This is a genomic window from Catellatospora tritici (genome assembly GCF_019083965.1).
In the GTDB taxonomy this organism is placed as follows: Bacteria; Actinomycetota; Actinomycetes; order Mycobacteriales; family Micromonosporaceae; genus Catellatospora; species Catellatospora tritici.
In genome coordinates, this window is record NZ_JAHRCY010000005.1 from 136,237 (window position 1) to 150,974 (window position 14,738).

The 14,738-nt window shown below is 71.8% G+C and carries 16 protein-coding genes; 8 read left to right on the forward strand and 8 right to left on the reverse strand.

Going from position 1 to position 14,738, the window contains the following annotated elements; all coding sequences use genetic code 11:
- Positions 1-155 precede the first annotated feature (155 nt).
- Positions 156-548 (reverse strand): hypothetical protein, encoded by a 393-nt coding sequence (locus KUA19_RS12805; protein WP_217396184.1) that lies wholly within the window; start codon positions 546-548, stop codon positions 156-158.
- Positions 549-596: 48 nt separating this feature from the next.
- On the opposite strand from KUA19_RS12805, the gene glsA reads away from it, so the two are divergent.
- Entirely contained in the window at positions 597-1,520 is a 924-nt protein-coding gene (gene glsA / locus KUA19_RS12810; RefSeq protein ID WP_254549192.1) for a glutaminase A, read from the forward strand.
- A gap of 80 nt (positions 1,521-1,600) precedes the next feature.
- Here the strand turns inward: glsA and KUA19_RS12815 are convergent, their stop codons facing one another.
- Positions 1,601-2,077 carry a macro domain-containing protein gene (locus tag KUA19_RS12815; protein ID WP_308167420.1) on the reverse strand — a complete coding sequence of 159 codons (477 nt, stop codon included), beginning with the start codon at positions 2,075-2,077 and terminating at the stop codon, positions 1,601-1,603.
- A 134-nt stretch (positions 2,078-2,211) separates the two neighbouring features.
- On the opposite strand from KUA19_RS12815, the gene KUA19_RS12820 reads away from it, so the two are divergent.
- Positions 2,212-2,922 carry a calcium-binding protein gene (locus KUA19_RS12820; RefSeq protein WP_217396185.1) on the forward strand — a complete coding sequence of 237 codons (711 nt, stop codon included), beginning with the start codon at positions 2,212-2,214 and terminating at the stop codon, positions 2,920-2,922.
- A gap of 131 nt (positions 2,923-3,053) precedes the next feature.
- On the opposite strand, the gene KUA19_RS12825 is transcribed toward KUA19_RS12820, so the two are convergent.
- Together KUA19_RS12825 and KUA19_RS12830 are read right to left on the reverse strand one after the other, a co-directional pair.
- Positions 3,054-3,704, reverse strand: coding sequence for an HAD family hydrolase (locus tag KUA19_RS12825; RefSeq protein WP_217396186.1), 651 nt, complete (start codon positions 3,702-3,704; stop codon positions 3,054-3,056).
- A gap of 73 nt (positions 3,705-3,777) precedes the next feature.
- The gene (locus tag KUA19_RS12830) at positions 3,778-4,524 is read right to left on the reverse strand and encodes a hypothetical protein (protein WP_217396187.1); all 747 of its coding nucleotides are present in this window, start codon (positions 4,522-4,524) and stop codon (positions 3,778-3,780) included.
- Positions 4,525-4,702: 178 nt separating this feature from the next.
- On the opposite strand from KUA19_RS12830, the gene KUA19_RS12835 reads away from it, so the two are divergent.
- The 3 genes from KUA19_RS12835 (at position 4,703) to KUA19_RS12845 (ending at position 7,556) form a co-directional block, all read left to right on the forward strand.
- Positions 4,703-5,761 (forward strand): alanine racemase, encoded by a 1,059-nt coding sequence (locus tag KUA19_RS12835; RefSeq protein WP_308167421.1) that lies wholly within the window; start codon positions 4,703-4,705, stop codon positions 5,759-5,761.
- An 84-nt stretch (positions 5,762-5,845) separates the two neighbouring features.
- The gene (locus tag KUA19_RS12840) at positions 5,846-6,079 is read left to right on the forward strand and encodes a DUF6158 family protein (protein WP_254549193.1); all 234 of its coding nucleotides are present in this window, start codon (positions 5,846-5,848) and stop codon (positions 6,077-6,079) included.
- A 94-nt stretch (positions 6,080-6,173) separates the two neighbouring features.
- Positions 6,174-7,556 carry an exonuclease domain-containing protein gene (locus KUA19_RS12845; protein WP_217396342.1) on the forward strand — a complete coding sequence of 461 codons (1,383 nt, stop codon included), beginning with the start codon at positions 6,174-6,176 and terminating at the stop codon, positions 7,554-7,556.
- Here the strand turns inward: KUA19_RS12845 and KUA19_RS12850 are convergent, their stop codons facing one another.
- The gene (locus tag KUA19_RS12850) at positions 7,557-8,990 is read right to left on the reverse strand and encodes a M1 family metallopeptidase (RefSeq protein WP_217396188.1); all 1,434 of its coding nucleotides are present in this window, start codon (positions 8,988-8,990) and stop codon (positions 7,557-7,559) included.
- A gap of 103 nt (positions 8,991-9,093) precedes the next feature.
- The gene (locus KUA19_RS12855; protein ID WP_217396343.1) at positions 9,094-10,071 is read right to left on the reverse strand and encodes a tyrosine-type recombinase/integrase; all 978 of its coding nucleotides are present in this window, start codon (positions 10,069-10,071) and stop codon (positions 9,094-9,096) included.
- A gap of 64 nt (positions 10,072-10,135) precedes the next feature.
- Here KUA19_RS12855 and KUA19_RS12860 point away from each other — a divergent pair, with 64 nt between their 5' ends.
- From KUA19_RS12860 to KUA19_RS12870, 3 genes are all read left to right on the forward strand, one after another.
- On the forward strand, positions 10,136-11,074 hold the full coding sequence (locus tag KUA19_RS12860) for a ribose-phosphate diphosphokinase (protein ID WP_217396189.1): 939 nt from the start codon (positions 10,136-10,138) through the stop codon (positions 11,072-11,074).
- Positions 11,071-11,571, forward strand: coding sequence for a hypothetical protein (locus KUA19_RS12865; protein WP_217396190.1), 501 nt, complete (start codon positions 11,071-11,073; stop codon positions 11,569-11,571). The genes KUA19_RS12860 and KUA19_RS12865 overlap by 4 nt, the downstream gene beginning before the upstream one ends.
- A 150-nt stretch (positions 11,572-11,721) precedes the next feature.
- Positions 11,722-12,612 (forward strand): LLM class F420-dependent oxidoreductase, encoded by an 891-nt coding sequence (locus tag KUA19_RS12870; protein ID WP_217396191.1) that lies wholly within the window; start codon positions 11,722-11,724, stop codon positions 12,610-12,612.
- A 4-nt stretch (positions 12,613-12,616) separates the two neighbouring features.
- Here the strand turns inward: KUA19_RS12870 and KUA19_RS12875 are convergent, their stop codons facing one another.
- Together KUA19_RS12875 and KUA19_RS12880 are read right to left on the reverse strand one after the other, a co-directional pair.
- A complete protein-coding gene (locus KUA19_RS12875; RefSeq protein ID WP_217396192.1) occupies positions 12,617-13,783 on the reverse strand; it encodes a serine hydrolase domain-containing protein in 1,167 nt (388 codons plus the stop codon).
- Positions 13,784-14,176: 393 nt separating this feature from the next.
- Positions 14,177-14,695: a GNAT family N-acetyltransferase gene (locus KUA19_RS12880; RefSeq protein WP_372451790.1), complete on the reverse strand. Its 519-nt coding sequence runs from the start codon at positions 14,693-14,695 to the stop codon at positions 14,177-14,179.
- Positions 14,696-14,738: the final 43 nt, after the last annotated feature.

Sequence of the window (14,738 nt, forward strand, 5' to 3'; positions counted from 1 at the left end):
GCTCCAGCACGGAGTCGGGGCGGCGACCGTAACCCATCGAACAATCGCTTTACTTGAATGAGGCGTTGAGTGCGTCGCTCTTTCCCCGGAACGTGTGAATCAAACGTCGCCATTCGTGAGCGAATGGCGAGTGATACGGCTGTTCATCGATGCGGTCAGCCGCCGATTCCCTGGTGGTTGAGGTACACCACGATCTGTGCCGCACCGTCGCGATGGTGCACCAGATAGGACGACATGAGCTGCTGCGTTCCTCCGTCGGTGCGTGGCGCCCGCCACCGGGTGTACACGAGGGTGTAATGGTCGTCGAGCGGGTGCAGTCGCCTGTGCTCCAGCACCGGTGAGCCGATTCCCGCGCGGGCGAACGCCGCCGCCCGTGCGGGCAGCATCGCCAGGAACGCGGCCCGGGGCACCGGCCGGATCCCGGTGGCGTCCCCAGCGAGGAAGGTCTCGGCGAAGTGCGGAGCCAGCGCGGTGTAATCGGCGGGTGCGCACCGTACCGTGCTGACCTGCCCGAACGGCTGAGCTGTGGGCGGGCAAGGGGCGCGCAAGGGTAGGACAAGGGCTTTCCCTGTTTCGGCGCGGCAGCGGCGCCGGACATGCTGGCACCGACCGCGGCAGCGCAGCCGCCCCTGACCCCGGAGCGCAGCATGGACCTCGACGTCGTCGTCGACACCGTGTACGCGGCCGCCCGCCTGAGCGCCGCACCCGACACCGGCCTCGGCCTCGCCGTGGCCACCGTCGACGGGCACCTGCATGGCGCGGGGGACTGGCGCGAACCGTTCCCGATGCAGAGCATCGCCAAGGTCTTCGCCCTCACCCTGGTGCTGTCCCTGGACGGCGACCGGCTGTGGACCCGGGTCGGCCGTCGCCCCTCCAGCCGCCTGTACAACGCCGTCTCCGAACTCGACATCGAACACGGCATTCCGCGCAACCCGCTGCTCAACGCGGGCGCGCTGGTCGTCACCGACCGGCTGCTGGAACTGTCCGAGGGACAGGGCTGCCACCGGGTGCTGGAGCTGGTCCGGGTCGAGTCGGCCAACCACTCCATCGAGATGGACCCGGTCACCGTCAAGGACGAGCGCGACCGGTCCGAACGCAACATGGCCATCGCGCACCTGATGGCGGAGTACGGCAACCTCAGCCTGCCGGTGGAGACCGTGCTGGCCCACTACCAGTGGCAGTGCGCCATCGCCGCGAGCTGCCGCGACCTCGCCCTGGCCGGGCTGTACCTGGCGCGGGCGGGTGTCCGCGCCGACGGCCGCCGCCTGCTCAGCCCCGCCGACACCAAACGCGTCAACGCCACCATGCTCACCTGCGGGGCGTACGACGCCAGCGCCGAGGTCGCGCACCGGGTCGGCCTGCCGCTCAAGACCGGGGTGGGGGGAGGGATCCTGGCCGTGGCGCCCAGGGTGGGCACGGTCTGCGTGTGGGGCCCCGGCCTGGATCCCTCCGGCAACTCCGTCACCGGGATGCTCGCCCTCGAACACTTCGCGACCCTGACCGGCTGGTCGGTGTTCTGAGACGGCGCCGGCGACCCGGCGCGCGACGCGGGGCGGGTGCCGCCACCTCCGGCCTGGGGGGCGGCACCCGCCTTGCCTGGTCAATCGTGGTCGTACACGGTCGTGGCGACACCCCGGGCGCACAGCGTACGCACGATGATCGGTTCGATCCGCGGCCACTTGCCGCCCGCCAGCCCGCAGCCGATGCGCGGCAGGTGCACCGACGCGCCGAGCCGCACCGCGTGCTCGGCCAGGGTGGTCAGGCAGCGCTCCACCGCCTCGTATCGGATCGGCGGCCCGTTGCTGCCGGTCCTGGTGCCGCGCTGGCCGACCATGTTCGCCACCCACAACTCCGGGGCCACCTGCACCAGCCGCACCGCGCCCAGCCCGAAGTCGTTGGCCGCCCGCTGGCGGTGCCAGGCCCGGAAGTCACGCTCGGGCTCCGGCCAGCGCCGCGACACGGCCAGCACGAACCCCTTGCCCCAGCCGCCGCTGTCGTTGCACACGTGCGCGACCACCTTCGGCCCTTTGGCCTGGGGGCTGGTCGCGTCCCCCTTGATGATCGAGAGTGTGGTCACGGCGGGCAGCATGCCAGCCGGCTGCGACACCGGCCAGGAGTTTTCCGCCCCCTCGTCGGGGGGCGACGCGGTGGCACGGACGGATTCCGGACGCGACCGGGCCCGACGGGTCCGCCGACGCCCATCATTACCGCATGTCCCCGCGCCATCTCGCCTTCGGCTGCGCCACGACGGTGCTGGCCGCGACCGTGCTCGCCACCGCCGTCCCGGCGTACGCCGCCGTCGAGGGCCATGCCTACGTCACCGGCACCACCCTTGTGGTGCAGGCCGGACAGGGCGTCGCCAACACGCTGGTGGTCTCGCCCGTCTCCGGCGGCATACGGGTCGACGACAGCTGGCCGGTGCTGCCCGGTTCCGGCTGCGCGGCGCTCACCCCGACCTCGGTGCTGTGCACCGCGAAGATCACGGACTTGAGCATCAAGACCTACGACGGTGCCGACACTGTGACCGACAGCACCTCGCTGACCGCCTTCATCGGCGCGGGGGAGGGCGACGACCTGGTGTATGCCCTGTCCGGCGGGGCCAAGCTGGTCTACGGCGAGTCCGGTGACGACAAGCTGGCCACCGGCGCGGGCAGCGACAAGCTCTACGGCCAGGCAGGTGCCGATCGCCTCTACGGTGGTGACGACGCCGACTACCTCGCCGGTGCCGACGGCGACGACGTCCTGTACGGCCAGGCGGGCGCCGACATAGCCGAGGGCGGCCCCGGCGCGGACGAGATCTTCGGTGGGGACGACGACGACTCGCTGTACGGCGATGCCGGGTTCGACGCGCTCGACGGCGGTTCCGGCACCGACAGCTGTGCCCCCGGGGCCGACGGTGCCAGCCTGACCGGCTGCCCCTGACCGGCTACCCCTGATCTCAGCCCGTCAGCGGCGCGGGCGCCCCGCTGACGCCGACACCCAAGCCGCTGCCCATCCTCCTAGGATGCCGTAGGCGGTGTGCGGCCCCTGACATGGCCACGACGAGAACGGCGTCAGCCCAGGCCGAGCAGCGGCGGCACCTGCGCCATCGCCGCCACGACGTGGTCGGCGCCCGCACCGCGTAACACCTCGGGGGAGGCCAGGGCGGCGTACCCGACCACGGTCATGCCCGCGGCCCTGCCGCCGCGTACGCCGTACGGACTGTCCTCGATCAGCACGCAGGCGGCCGGGTCCACCCCGATTCCGGCGGCGGCCAGCAGGAACAGGTCCGGCTCGGGCTTGCCCCGGGACACCATCGAGGCGCTGTAGCAGTGTTCGCCGAAATACCCGTCCAGCCCCGTGCGCCCCAGCCGGAAGGCGATCTCGCGCGGGGTGCCGCTGGAGGCCACACACACCGGCACCCCGGCCGCGCGCAGCAGGTCGAGCAGGTCCCGTACGCCGTCGACCGCGACCAGGCCCTCGTGCTGGCGGGCCAGTACCTCGTGCTCGTACTCGGTGGGCAGGTCGAAATCGAGCGGACGGCCCAGTTCGGCCGCCAGTTCGGCGACGCACTCGACGGTGGACCGGCCCATGTGGCGGGCCACGCTCTGCTCGAACGTCGTCGGAACCCCGGCGCGGGTGGCCAGCCGGGCGAACACCTCGTTGTTGATGCGCTCGGAGTCGACCAGCACCCCGTCACAGTCGAAGACCACCGCTTTGATCATCCATACAGGCTGTCACAGCACGCCGAAGGTCCGGGACGTGGTGCCTGCGTCCCGGACCGGATCGGGGAGAGGGTCAGCCGGCGTTGCCGAACGCGGTGATCGCGTGGGCCTTGCCCAGCGTGCCGTGGATGGTCACGACCCAGTACTCGCCGGTGTCGAAGTGCGCGTTGTAGACCCAGTGCGGGTCGGGCGACAGGGTCAGGTCGTAGCCGGCGGGCGGCGCGTCCACGACGATCGAGTCGACGATGGACTGCGAGGCCAGCGTCACCATGCGCGGCTTGTTGTGGTTGATGAACGCGTCGAGGAACTCGCGGGCGTACTTCTCGGGGTCGTTGTGGTAGACGGTCCGGTCGAGTTTGAACTCGGTGACCGGGTGGTCGGTGGCCCCGTTCTGCAGCCGGATGATCACGTCCGAGCCGAGCTTGTTGCGGAAGGTGCAGTAGCTCGACCCCATCGCCCCGTCGCAGTTCACGAACGTCCAGTGCCCGTCGATGTTCGGCGCGCCGACCGCGTGCAGCTGCTGGTAGGCGTCGTTCTGCATGAGCGTGTGCAGCTTGGCGGTGTCGCACTGCAGCCAGGCCTTCATCACGTCCAGCGCGGCGCCGTCGCCGCCGGTGACCGTGCCGCTCATGCCGCAGCCAGAACCCGAGCCCGTCCCGGTCGCGCTGGGACTGGCCGCGGTCGTGGCCGCGGGTTCGGGCGACAGCGTGGTGCTGGCCGTCGCGACCGCGCCGGGCGTGGCGGCGGGTTTGCTGCCGCATCCGGCGGCCAGGACGGCCAGCCCGACCATGATCGCCGTGAGAGTGGCGGGCCTGCGCATCGCGGTTCCTCCAAGGGCTGTACGTGGTATGCCGATCTCTCCACGGTAGGCCCCGGACCAGGCCGGGCGCCTCAGCGCTGGTACGGATCTTTGGCGGCTGGCCGTCTGCGTACCGAACCGGAGCTCGATACCGATTCACGCACGGGCGTCGCCGGGCCGGCGGTGGCAGGATGGGCTGGTGCCCGAGCTGCCCACTCCGTACGTCAGCGTCGACGTCGACGTGCTCGACCGCAACATCGCCCGCATGGCGGCCCACGCCGCCGCGCACGGCCTGACGCTGCGACCCCATGCCAAGACCCACAAATGCCTGCAGATCGCCAAGCGCCAGGTCGGTGCCGGCGCGACCGGACTGACCGTGGCCACGGTCGGTGAGGCGGAGATCTTCGCCGCCGCCGGCTTCACCGACCTGTTCCTGGCGTACCCGCTGTGGGTCGACGCCGCGCGCGGCGCCCGGCTGGCGGCCCTGGCCGAACGCGGCCGCGTCGCGGTCGGGGCGGACTCCGCCGAGAGCGTCGCGGCGTTGGCCCGGTACGCGGGTACCGCCATCGAGGTGGTGATCGAGATCGACAGTGGTCATCACCGCAGCGGCGTGCGGCCGGACGAGGCCGGGGCGGTCGCGGCGGCGGCGCTGCGGGCCGGGCTGCGGGTCCGCGGCGTGTTCACCTTCCCCGGCCATGGGTACGGGCCGGGGCAGCCGCCGACCGCCGCGGCCGACGAGTCGGCGGCCCTGGCCGCGGCCGCCGACGCCCTGCGCGCGATGGGCGTCGACCCGCGGGTGGTCAGCGGGGGCTCGACCCCCACCGCCCCGCTCACCGGCTCCGGCGTGACCGAACTGCGTCCCGGCGTCTACGCCTTCAACGACGCCCAGCAGGTCGAACTGGGCGTCTGCGACCCCGGGGACGTGGCGCTCACCGTGACCGCGACGGTGGTCAGCCGCCGCCCGGGGCATGTCATCCTCGACTCGGGCAACAAGGTCCTGGGCGCCGACCGCCCCGCGTGGACCACCGGATTCGGACGTCTGGTCGGCCTGCCCGATGCGCGGATCGTCACCGTGTCGGAGCACCACGCGACCGTGGTCCTGCCGGATCCGGCCGAGCTGCCGCCGGTCGGCACCCGGGTTCGGGTCATGCCCAACCACGTGTGCGCGGCGGTCAACCTCGCCGACGAACTGGTGGTCAGCTCGGCGGGTCAGGTCGTGGACCGGTGGCGGGTGGCCGCCCGCGGCGCCAACACCTGACGTCGAAACCGTCGAACACGTTCGAAAGTACCCAAACGTTCCGGGTACCGATTGGCGGTGCCCGGAACTGGGTAAACCTCTCACATGGAGATCATCGAAGGCATTCCGGCCGACGAACTGGCCGACGAGGATCTGTTGCGTGAGCTGGAGAGCCTGGGCCGCACCCGGGTGCAGACCCTGCGCCACGGCTCCGACGACGCGCTGCACACGCACACCGAGCGCTCCCGCGAGTTGGAGCACGAGTACCTGCGCCGGTTCCCGCAGCGCGAGATCGATCCGCAGCGCACCCGGGAGGGCTCCCGCGCCGACCTGGGCTGACCTGGGCTGACCCACCGTCCCATCCGGCCTTGATCGCAGGACCGGCCGACCGTCCGATGTCGACGTGTCGTACCGCGACCGCAGACTCTGTGCCATGTACGGTCAGGCACCTGCGCTGTTCGGTTACGGCACCACCGATCCCGACGGTCACCGGCTCCCATCCACCTACGTCGTGATCGACCTGGAGACCACCGGCTTGGCCGACGACGACCGCATCGTCGAGATCGCCATGGCCCGAGTCGAGGACGGTGTCGTCGTGGACGAGTGGGCCACCCTCATCGACCCGGGCCGTGACCCGGGTCCGACGTACCTGCACCACATCTCCGCCGACATGGTGCTCGGCGCGCCGACGTTCGCGCAGATGGCGCCGGAAATCCTGGCCCGGCTCGACGGCGCGGTCGTGGTGGCCCACCACGCCCCGTTCGAGGAACGGTTCCTGGCCTACGAGTTCGCCCGCGCCGGGGTGGCGACCCCGGTCATCCCGGCGCTGTGCACGCTGCGGCTGGCCCGCGCGGTGCTGGCCTGCCCGAACTACAAGCTGTCCACCTGCTGCGAGATCTCCGGCATCACCCTGTACGACGCGCACACCGCCCTCGGGGATGTGCGGGCCACGGCGATGCTGCTGCCGCGGCTGCTCGCCCAGTCGCCGGAGATCACCTACCCGGTGCCCGCGGCGGTGCTGCCGCGGCAGCGGACCGGCGCCACGCCCCGCACCCGGGTCACCAACCTACGCAAGGGCACCGGCGGGTGGATGCGTTCACTGCTGACGAAGCTGCCGTACTCGATGGCCGACCACGACCCGGTCGGCGCCCAGCCGTATCTGGACGCGCTGGCCGACGCGCTGATCGACGGGAGGCTGACCGGCCGCAAGACCCGGCACCTGGGTCGGCTGGCCGGTCGGGCCGGGATGGGGGCGTCGCAGGTCGCGGCGCTGCACCGCCGGTTCCTGGACGGGCTGCGCGACGCCGCGATGGCCCAGCCCTCCCTCAGCGCCGACGAGCAGCGGCAACTGGTGGCCGTGGCAAGGTTGCTGGACCTGCCCGACTACTTCGCCGACCTGGTCACCGTGCCCGTGCAGGCCGGTGCGGCGCGGGCGACCGGCCCGCGGGTGTGGTGCAGCCCGGCGGTGCCCGCGCAGGTGCGGCGCCGGATCGGGCAGGCGGGCTACCGGCTGGCCACCAACCTGACCCGGGGACTGGCCACGGTGGTGGTCGCCGACGGCGACACCGACGACCCGCGGGTGCGCCGCGCCCGGGAGCTGGGCCTGTCCGAGCTCGCGGTGGGTGAGCTGGACCGGCTGCTGCCGGCCGTGCCCGCCGACCGGCCCGAGGCCGCGCTGCTGCCCGCCCCGGCCGCGCCCGCCGGCTGGTACACCGATCCGACCGGACGGCACTACTACCGCTACTGGGACGGCCGGGCCTGGACCGCCCAGGTCAGCCCGGGTGACGGCACCCGGACCAGCGACCCGTTGGGCTGATCACAGCTGCGGGCGCCCGGTCTGGAACAGCCATGCGTCGAAGAACCCGGCCAGCGACCGCCCGGCGACCTTCTCGGCCAGGGCGGTGAAGTCGCCGGTGGTGGCGTTGCCGTCGCGGTGGGTGGTGGCCCAGGTGCGCAGGATGGTCAAGAACGCGTCGTCGCCGACCTGGTCGCGCAGGGCCTGCAGGGTCATCGCGCCGCGCTGGTAGACGCTGTCGGAGAACAGGCCGCCGCGGCCGGGGTCGCCCGGCGGCACCGACCAGATGCGGTTGTCGGGGTTGCGGTAGAGCCGGTCGAACCGTTCCCGCACGGTGCTGGTGCCCTCGTGCTCCTGCCACAGCCACTCGGCGTAGGTGGCAAAGCCCTCGTTGAGCCAGATGTCGCGCCACCGGGTCAGCGACACGCTGTCGCCGAACCACTGGTGGGCCAGTTCGTGCGCGACGGTGACGGTGTCGGGTCCGCGCCGGAACGTCGAGGCTGGATACACGGGCCGGGTCTGGGTCTCCAGGGCCTCGTCGACCCGTTCGTCGTCGACCACCACGCCGCCGTAGGCGTCGAACGGGTACGGCCCGAACCACTGGGCCAGGAAGTCGGTGATCTCCGGGGTGCGGGCCAGCGCGGTCTGCGCGTCGTCGCCGCGTACCGTGTCGGCGACGACGCTGACCACCGGCTTGCCATCGTGCTCGCTGGTGACCACCCGGTATTTTCCGATCGCGAGCATCGCCAGGTAGGGCGCCATCGGCGCGGTGACCTCCCAGCGCCAGCTGGTCCAGCCACCCTGGCTGGACTGTCCGGACGGCACGCCGTTGCTGATCGCGGCCAGGCCGTCGGGCACGGTCACCTCGATGGTGTAGTGGGCCTTGTCGCGAGGGTGGTCGTTGACGGGGAACCAGGTGCTGGCCGACGCGGGTTCGCCCATGGCGATGGCGCCGTCGCGGGTGCGGAAGAATCCGCCGCTGCCGAACCGGCGGTCCTCGATCGGGCTGGGCGTGCCGCCGTAGGCGATGGTGGCGACGAACGTCTGGCCGGCGGTCAGCGGCGCGACCGGGGTGACGACCAGTTCGTCGCCGTCGTGCCTGGTCGCGGCGGCGGTGCCGTCGACGTCGGCTTTGGTCGCGGGCAGGGCGTGCAGGTCGAGGTGGAAGTCGGTGAGGTCGCGGGCGGTGGTGGCGGTTATCGCGGCGGTGCCGTCGAGGCGGCCGGTGGCCGGGTCGTATCTGAGCTTGAGGTCGTAGGACGACACGTCGTAGCCGCCGTTGCCCGCGGTGGGGAAGTAGGGGTCACCGACTCCGGCCGGGTCGAAGGCGGCCGTCTCGGGTGCGGGCAGGCGCGGGTCGGTTTTGAACAGCGGCTTGGTCGCGGGTGAACCGCACGCCCCGGCGCCGAGCAGCGCCACGACCGTGGCCCCCGCCAGCCAGCTACGCATCGCCATCGTGCCCTCCCCGTGTGTGAATACCCACGGTAACTGGGCAAAGTGGTGCAGATAGTGCGCTCAGCCGGATGAACCGCCGATTCCCAGCCGTTTCCGAGCTTGGTCAGCGGCCCGAGCCGCGGCGAGCGCGGGCGGCCCAGATCGCGTACGACGGGTCGCGGTCGAGGTTGTGCCGGTCGCGGTCGTAGCGGCGGGTGGTGCGCGGGTCGGCGTGGCCCATCGCGTCCTGCACGTCCTCCAGCGGCACCCCCTCGGCCCGCGCGGTGGTCGCGAACGCGTGCCGCAGCGAGTGCGGCGACAGGTGCGCCGCGCTCGGGATGCCCGCCTGCTCGGCCAGGCGCCGCACCAGCAGGAACACCGCGTGCCGGTCTAGTGGGCGGCCGTGGCGGGTGACGAACACCGGCCCACTCAGCTGCTCGGGCGACACGCCCGCCGTGTCGGCGCGCTGTCCCAGATACCCGTCCAGCGCCGCCGCGGTGCCCGGCGCCAGAGCGCGGCGGCGCGGCTTGCCGCCCTTGCCGGAGAACCGCACGGTACGGTGCCCGCGCTCGTGTCCGAGGTCGGCCAGGTCCAGCCGCACCGCCTCGCCGACCCGCAGACCCAGGTCGGCCAGCAGCGTGATCAGGGCGAAGCTGCGGGCCGAATCCGCCTCGGCGGCCCGCAGCAGCGCGTCGACCTCGGCCGGGCTCATCCCGATGGTGGCGGAGTGGTCGCGCGACACGTGTGGCCGGTCGGCGCCGTGTACCGGGTTGGCCGTCACCACGCCGAGCTTGACCAGGAAGTCGTACCAGCTGGACAGCCCCGACATCTTCCGGGCCACGGTCGTGGCGGCCAGCGTCCGGCCGCTACGCGGGTCCACGGTGCTCTCCAGTGCCCGCGCGTAGTCGTTGACGTGCGTGAACATGGCTCGCAGCGGCTCGACCCCGTGCTCGCCGCACCAGCCCAGGTATGCCGCCACGTCCCGCCGGTACGCCTCGCGGGTGTTGGCCGACAGCCGCCGGTTGTTCAGCCACGCCTCGGTGAAGTCCACATACTCCTGGACCGAGGCGGCCAGCGCCGCTGTCTGCCGGGGCACCACCATCTCGCCGCTCACCTCGCCGAGCCTACCGGCCAGTCGCGACACTCGATCATCTACCATGCCACTCGTGCGCGACATCGCGGTCTTCAGTGGCAGTGCCCATCCGGAACTCGCGGCGGAGATCTGCGCCCATCTCGGGGTGCCGCTGCATCCGGTGCGGGTGTCGCGTTTCGCCAACGACTGCCTCGAGGTGCAGCTGGGCGCCAACTGCCGTGAGCGTGACGTGTACCTGGTGCAGCCGCTGGTCCCGCCGGTGCAGGAGCACCTGGTCGAGCTCCTGCTGATGCTCGACGCGGCCCGTGGCGCCTCGGCGGCCCGCATCACCGTCGTGATGCCGCACTACGCGTACGCCCGGTCGGACAAGAAGGACGGCCCGCGCATCTCGATCGGCGGACGCCTGGTCGCCGACCTGCTCAAGACCGCCGGAGCCGACCGGCTGCTGGCGTTGACGCTGCACTCGCCGCAGGTGCACGGCTTCTTCAGCATGCCGGTGGACCACCTGCACGCGCTGCGCGAGTTGGCGGGCTACTTCGGCCAGTACGACCTGACCGACACGGTCGTGGTCTCGCCCGACCTCGGCAACGCCAAGGAGGCCGCCGCGTTCGCCCGGCTGCTCGGCACGCCCGTGGCCGCCGGGGCCAAGCAGCGCTACAGCGACGACCGGGTGCAGATCAGCGCGATCATCGGCGACGTCGCGGGCAAGCACGTGATCGTGCTCGACGACGAGATCGCCAAGGGCAGCACGGTCATCGAGCTGATGGAGCACCTGCGGGCGCTGGACGTGCGCTCGATCCGGCTGGCGTGTACGCACGGGCTGTTCTCCAGCGGCGCGCTGGACCGGTTGAGCGAGCAGCCCGGGGTGCTGGAGGTCGTGTGCACCAACTCGGTGCCGATCGCCGAGGACAAGCGCGTACCAAAGCTGAAGATCCTTTCGATCGCCCCCGCCCTGGCCGAGGCGATGCGCCGCATCCACAACGGCGAGTCGGTCAGCGCCCTGTTCGCGTGACCGTCGAACTGGTCCCCGACCACGGGGTCAGGATCGAGGACTGGCCCGACCTGACCTACGGCATGACCCTCGACGACGTGCGGGCCGTGGTCGAGCGACGCGCCAAGCCGCACCGACATGCCTGGGGTTGCGGGCTCACCTGGACGTGGGCCTGGGACCTCGACGGCGTGAGCGTGCGGGCCGGTGGCGGTCCGGACCGGCTGGCTTTCGCCTTCCAGGTCGACCGGCGGACGGTCTTCCAGCACGCCGGCCGCGAGGGGTTGGCCGCGCATCAGCCGGTCGTGTTCGCGGGGGTGGACGTGTTCGGCTGGGACGCCGACGAGGTCGTGGAGTGCCTGCGCGCGGACGGCCACGACGTGTCGGCGGGGCCGCGGCTCGTGCGGGTCGGGGCCGAGGTGTGCCTGTTCCGGTGGGAGCAGTCCATCGCGCGCTTCACCTACGCGACGCTCACCCGTCCCCTGCCGGACGACCCCGACGCACCGCAGTACCGCATCTGACGAGACATCGCGGCAGGACCGGCGCCGGTAGCGCGGGCCTGACCGCTCGTATCGCGGCGCGGCCCGGGAACGGCCGTCGTCGCGCCGTCGGCACCGGTACGGTGACCTCGGCGACCGCGCATCCACGACACTGCACAGGGGGACATTCGCATGCGGCTCGGTGTACACATCGTCAACTTCGCCTTCCCGGGCGGCCCCTCGGCGATCGGGCCGACGCTGGCCCAGGCCGGGCAGGCGGCCGAGGCGGCCGGGGTGGACAACATCTCGGTGATGGACCACTACCTGCAGATGGAGGGCATGGGCCTGGGCGAACCCGACGCGCCGATGCTGGAGGGCTACACCACGCTCGGATTCCTGGCCGGACAGACCAGCACGGTCGAGTTGCAGCTGCTGGTCACCGGGGTCACCTACCGGCACCCGGGGCTGCTCGCCAAGATCGTGACCACGCTGGACGTGCTGTCGGGCGGCCGGGCCGTGCTCGGCATCGGCGCCGCCTGGTACGACCGCGAGCACGCCGCCTTCGGTGTGCCGTTCCCGCCCCTGTCCGAGCGGTTCGAGCGGCTTGAGGAGACGCTGCGGATCGTCCGCCAGATGTGGAGCGAGGACACCGGCCCGTTCGAGGGTGCCCACTACCGGCTCGCCGGGACGGTCAACTCGCCGCAGCCGCTGGCGCGTCCGCACCCGCCCATCATGATCGGCGGGATGGGGGAGAAGAAGACCCTGCGCCTGGTCGCCAAGTACGCCGACGCCTGCAACCTGTTCGCCGGGCCGCAGGCCGGACCCGACGTGATCGCGGCCAAGTTGGCCATCCTGGCCGCCCACTGCGCCAGGGAGGGCACCGACTACGCCCGCATCCGCAAGACCATCACCTGGGCTCCGTTCACCCCGGACGCCGCTTCGACGCCGGAGTTCCTGCGCCAGATGGCGGCCTTCGCCGAGATCGGCATCGACCAGGTGCACCTGATGCCGTTCGGCACCGACCCGGTCGGCTATATCGAGGGCCTCGGCGCCCACGTGGTGCCCGCGCTGCGGCAGTTGTGACGCTTCACCTGGTCGGGGTGGGCGCCGGTGCCGGTGCCGGCGCGGTAGGCAGCGCCATCCCCGCGTAGATCTGGTTCAGGACCGTCGGCAGCAGCGCGTTGGCCGTGGTCATGCCCTCGGGGGTCAGGGTCAGGTTGGCCCACACCACCAGCGTCACGTCGTTGTCGGTGTCGTAGCCGATGAACGAGTTGAAGCCTGGCAGCTCACCGCCGTGGTAGTGCATCGCGGCCTCGGGCCCGAAGCGCTGGTAGGTGATGCCGTACCCGTACTGCTGTCCGTCGGGGTTGGCCGGGTCCTCGACCTGCAGGCTGCGCAGCCACTGCCGCTGGTGGTCGGCGTCGAGCACCTTGCCCGAGGCCAGTGCCCGGATCCATGCGGCCAGGTCGTCGGCGGTGGAGACGGCACCTCCGGCGGCGGTGGCGTACGAGGAGTTCTGGTTGGTGTAGTCGGTCGGCTGCAGCGTGCCGGCGCGGGCCGCGGCCTGCAGGTCGGCGGGGTACGGATCGTCGCGCAGCGCGTAGATCGACCCGCCGTACATGTACCCGTGCGAGAAGGGCTGCGGCAGTTCGGTGTCGGTGGTGGCGGGCAGCGACGTCTGAGTCAGCCCGAGCGGGCCGAACAGCCGGTCCTGCAGCTGCTGGGCCAGCCCGCTGCCGCCGACCTTCTCGGCGATCAGGCCCAGCAGCGCGTAGTTGGTGTTGCTGTACTCGTAGGACGTGCCGGGTGCGAAGTTCGGCGGGTGGCCGAACGCGATCGCCAGGACCTCCTGTGGCGTCCAGGCCTTCTGCGGGTCGGCGTCCAGTGTGGCCGAGAACTGGGGGTCGGAGGTGTAGTTGTACAGCCCGCTGCGCATCTTCAGCAGCTGCTCGACGGTGATGTTGTCGCCGTTGGGCACACCGGGCACGTAGGCCGACACCGGGTCGCTGAACTTGAGTTTGCCGTCCTGGGCCAGCAGCGTGATCAGCGCGGCGGTCATGGTCTTGGTGTTCGAGGCGATCCGGAAGTGGGTGTCACCCGCCGGTGGTGCCTGCGTGCCCAGCTGGGTGGTGCCCGTCAGCGCTTCGAACCTGCCCTGCGGGGTGCACAGCAGGACCACCGCCCCCGGGATCATCATCTGCTCGGCGGCGGCGGCCACGGCGGCCTGGAACGCGGCCTGGTCGATGGGCTTCAAGGCCGATCCCTTCGGCGCGGTCGTGCTCGTCGCGCACGCCTGCGCGGCCGGTGCCGACCCGGCCGTCGGCCGCGCGGGTACGGCGGACGCCGCGTCGCCGACCACCGCGCAACTCGCGGCGACCAGTAACGCGCAAGAGGCGATCGCGGCCAGGCGAGACGGCTTCGGGCCGCCGCGACAGCCCCTTCCACGATGCGCGGCCGGTTGTGCTCCTGCCCGTAGAACCCTCATCGTCGACCCCCAGCCCTCTGCCCGCGGCGAGTTGCTCGCGAACGGGACACCGGGGGTGCCACCACACAAAGCGGAATAATTTTAGCATCAGGCGGCGTCGGCGCGGTCGTGGACGGGTGGATAACAGCTGGTCGGCTGGGGCGCGCCCGCGCCACACTGCGGCTAGGCGGAAGCCGCCGGTGGCGAGGCGGCCAGGCGGGCGTATTTGATCATCAAGGGGCGCAGGCCGCGGCGCTCGTACACGCGCTGGGCGGCGAGGTTGGTGGCCAGCACGCCGATGTAGAGGTCACCGATGCCCAGCTCGTCCAGGCGGGCGTCGACCGCGTCCAGCAATCGTGTGCCCAGGCCCCGACCTCGGTAGGCGGGCGCGACCGACAAGGTCTCCAGCTCGGCCATCCGGTCGCCGGAGACCCAGCTGTCGTCGGGGCCGTCGAACACGTGCACGAACGCGTACCCGACCGGCTTGTCCCCGTCGAGGGCCAGCAGCACGAACGATCCCGGCTCGGCGATCCAGCGCAGGTACAGCTCGCGCCGCAGCTGCCAGGAGCGGGCGTCGTCGTACATGGCCAGGTGGGGCGCGACGGTGCGGTGATGCTCGTGCAGGCCGATCCACAGCGGTTCGAGCGCGTCCACGACCTCCGCTCCCGCGAGCCGGATCGTCAGGTCGGCGCTGCTGCTCACGGTCACACCGTACCCATCGGCATGGGTCCGGCGGCGCCGAACC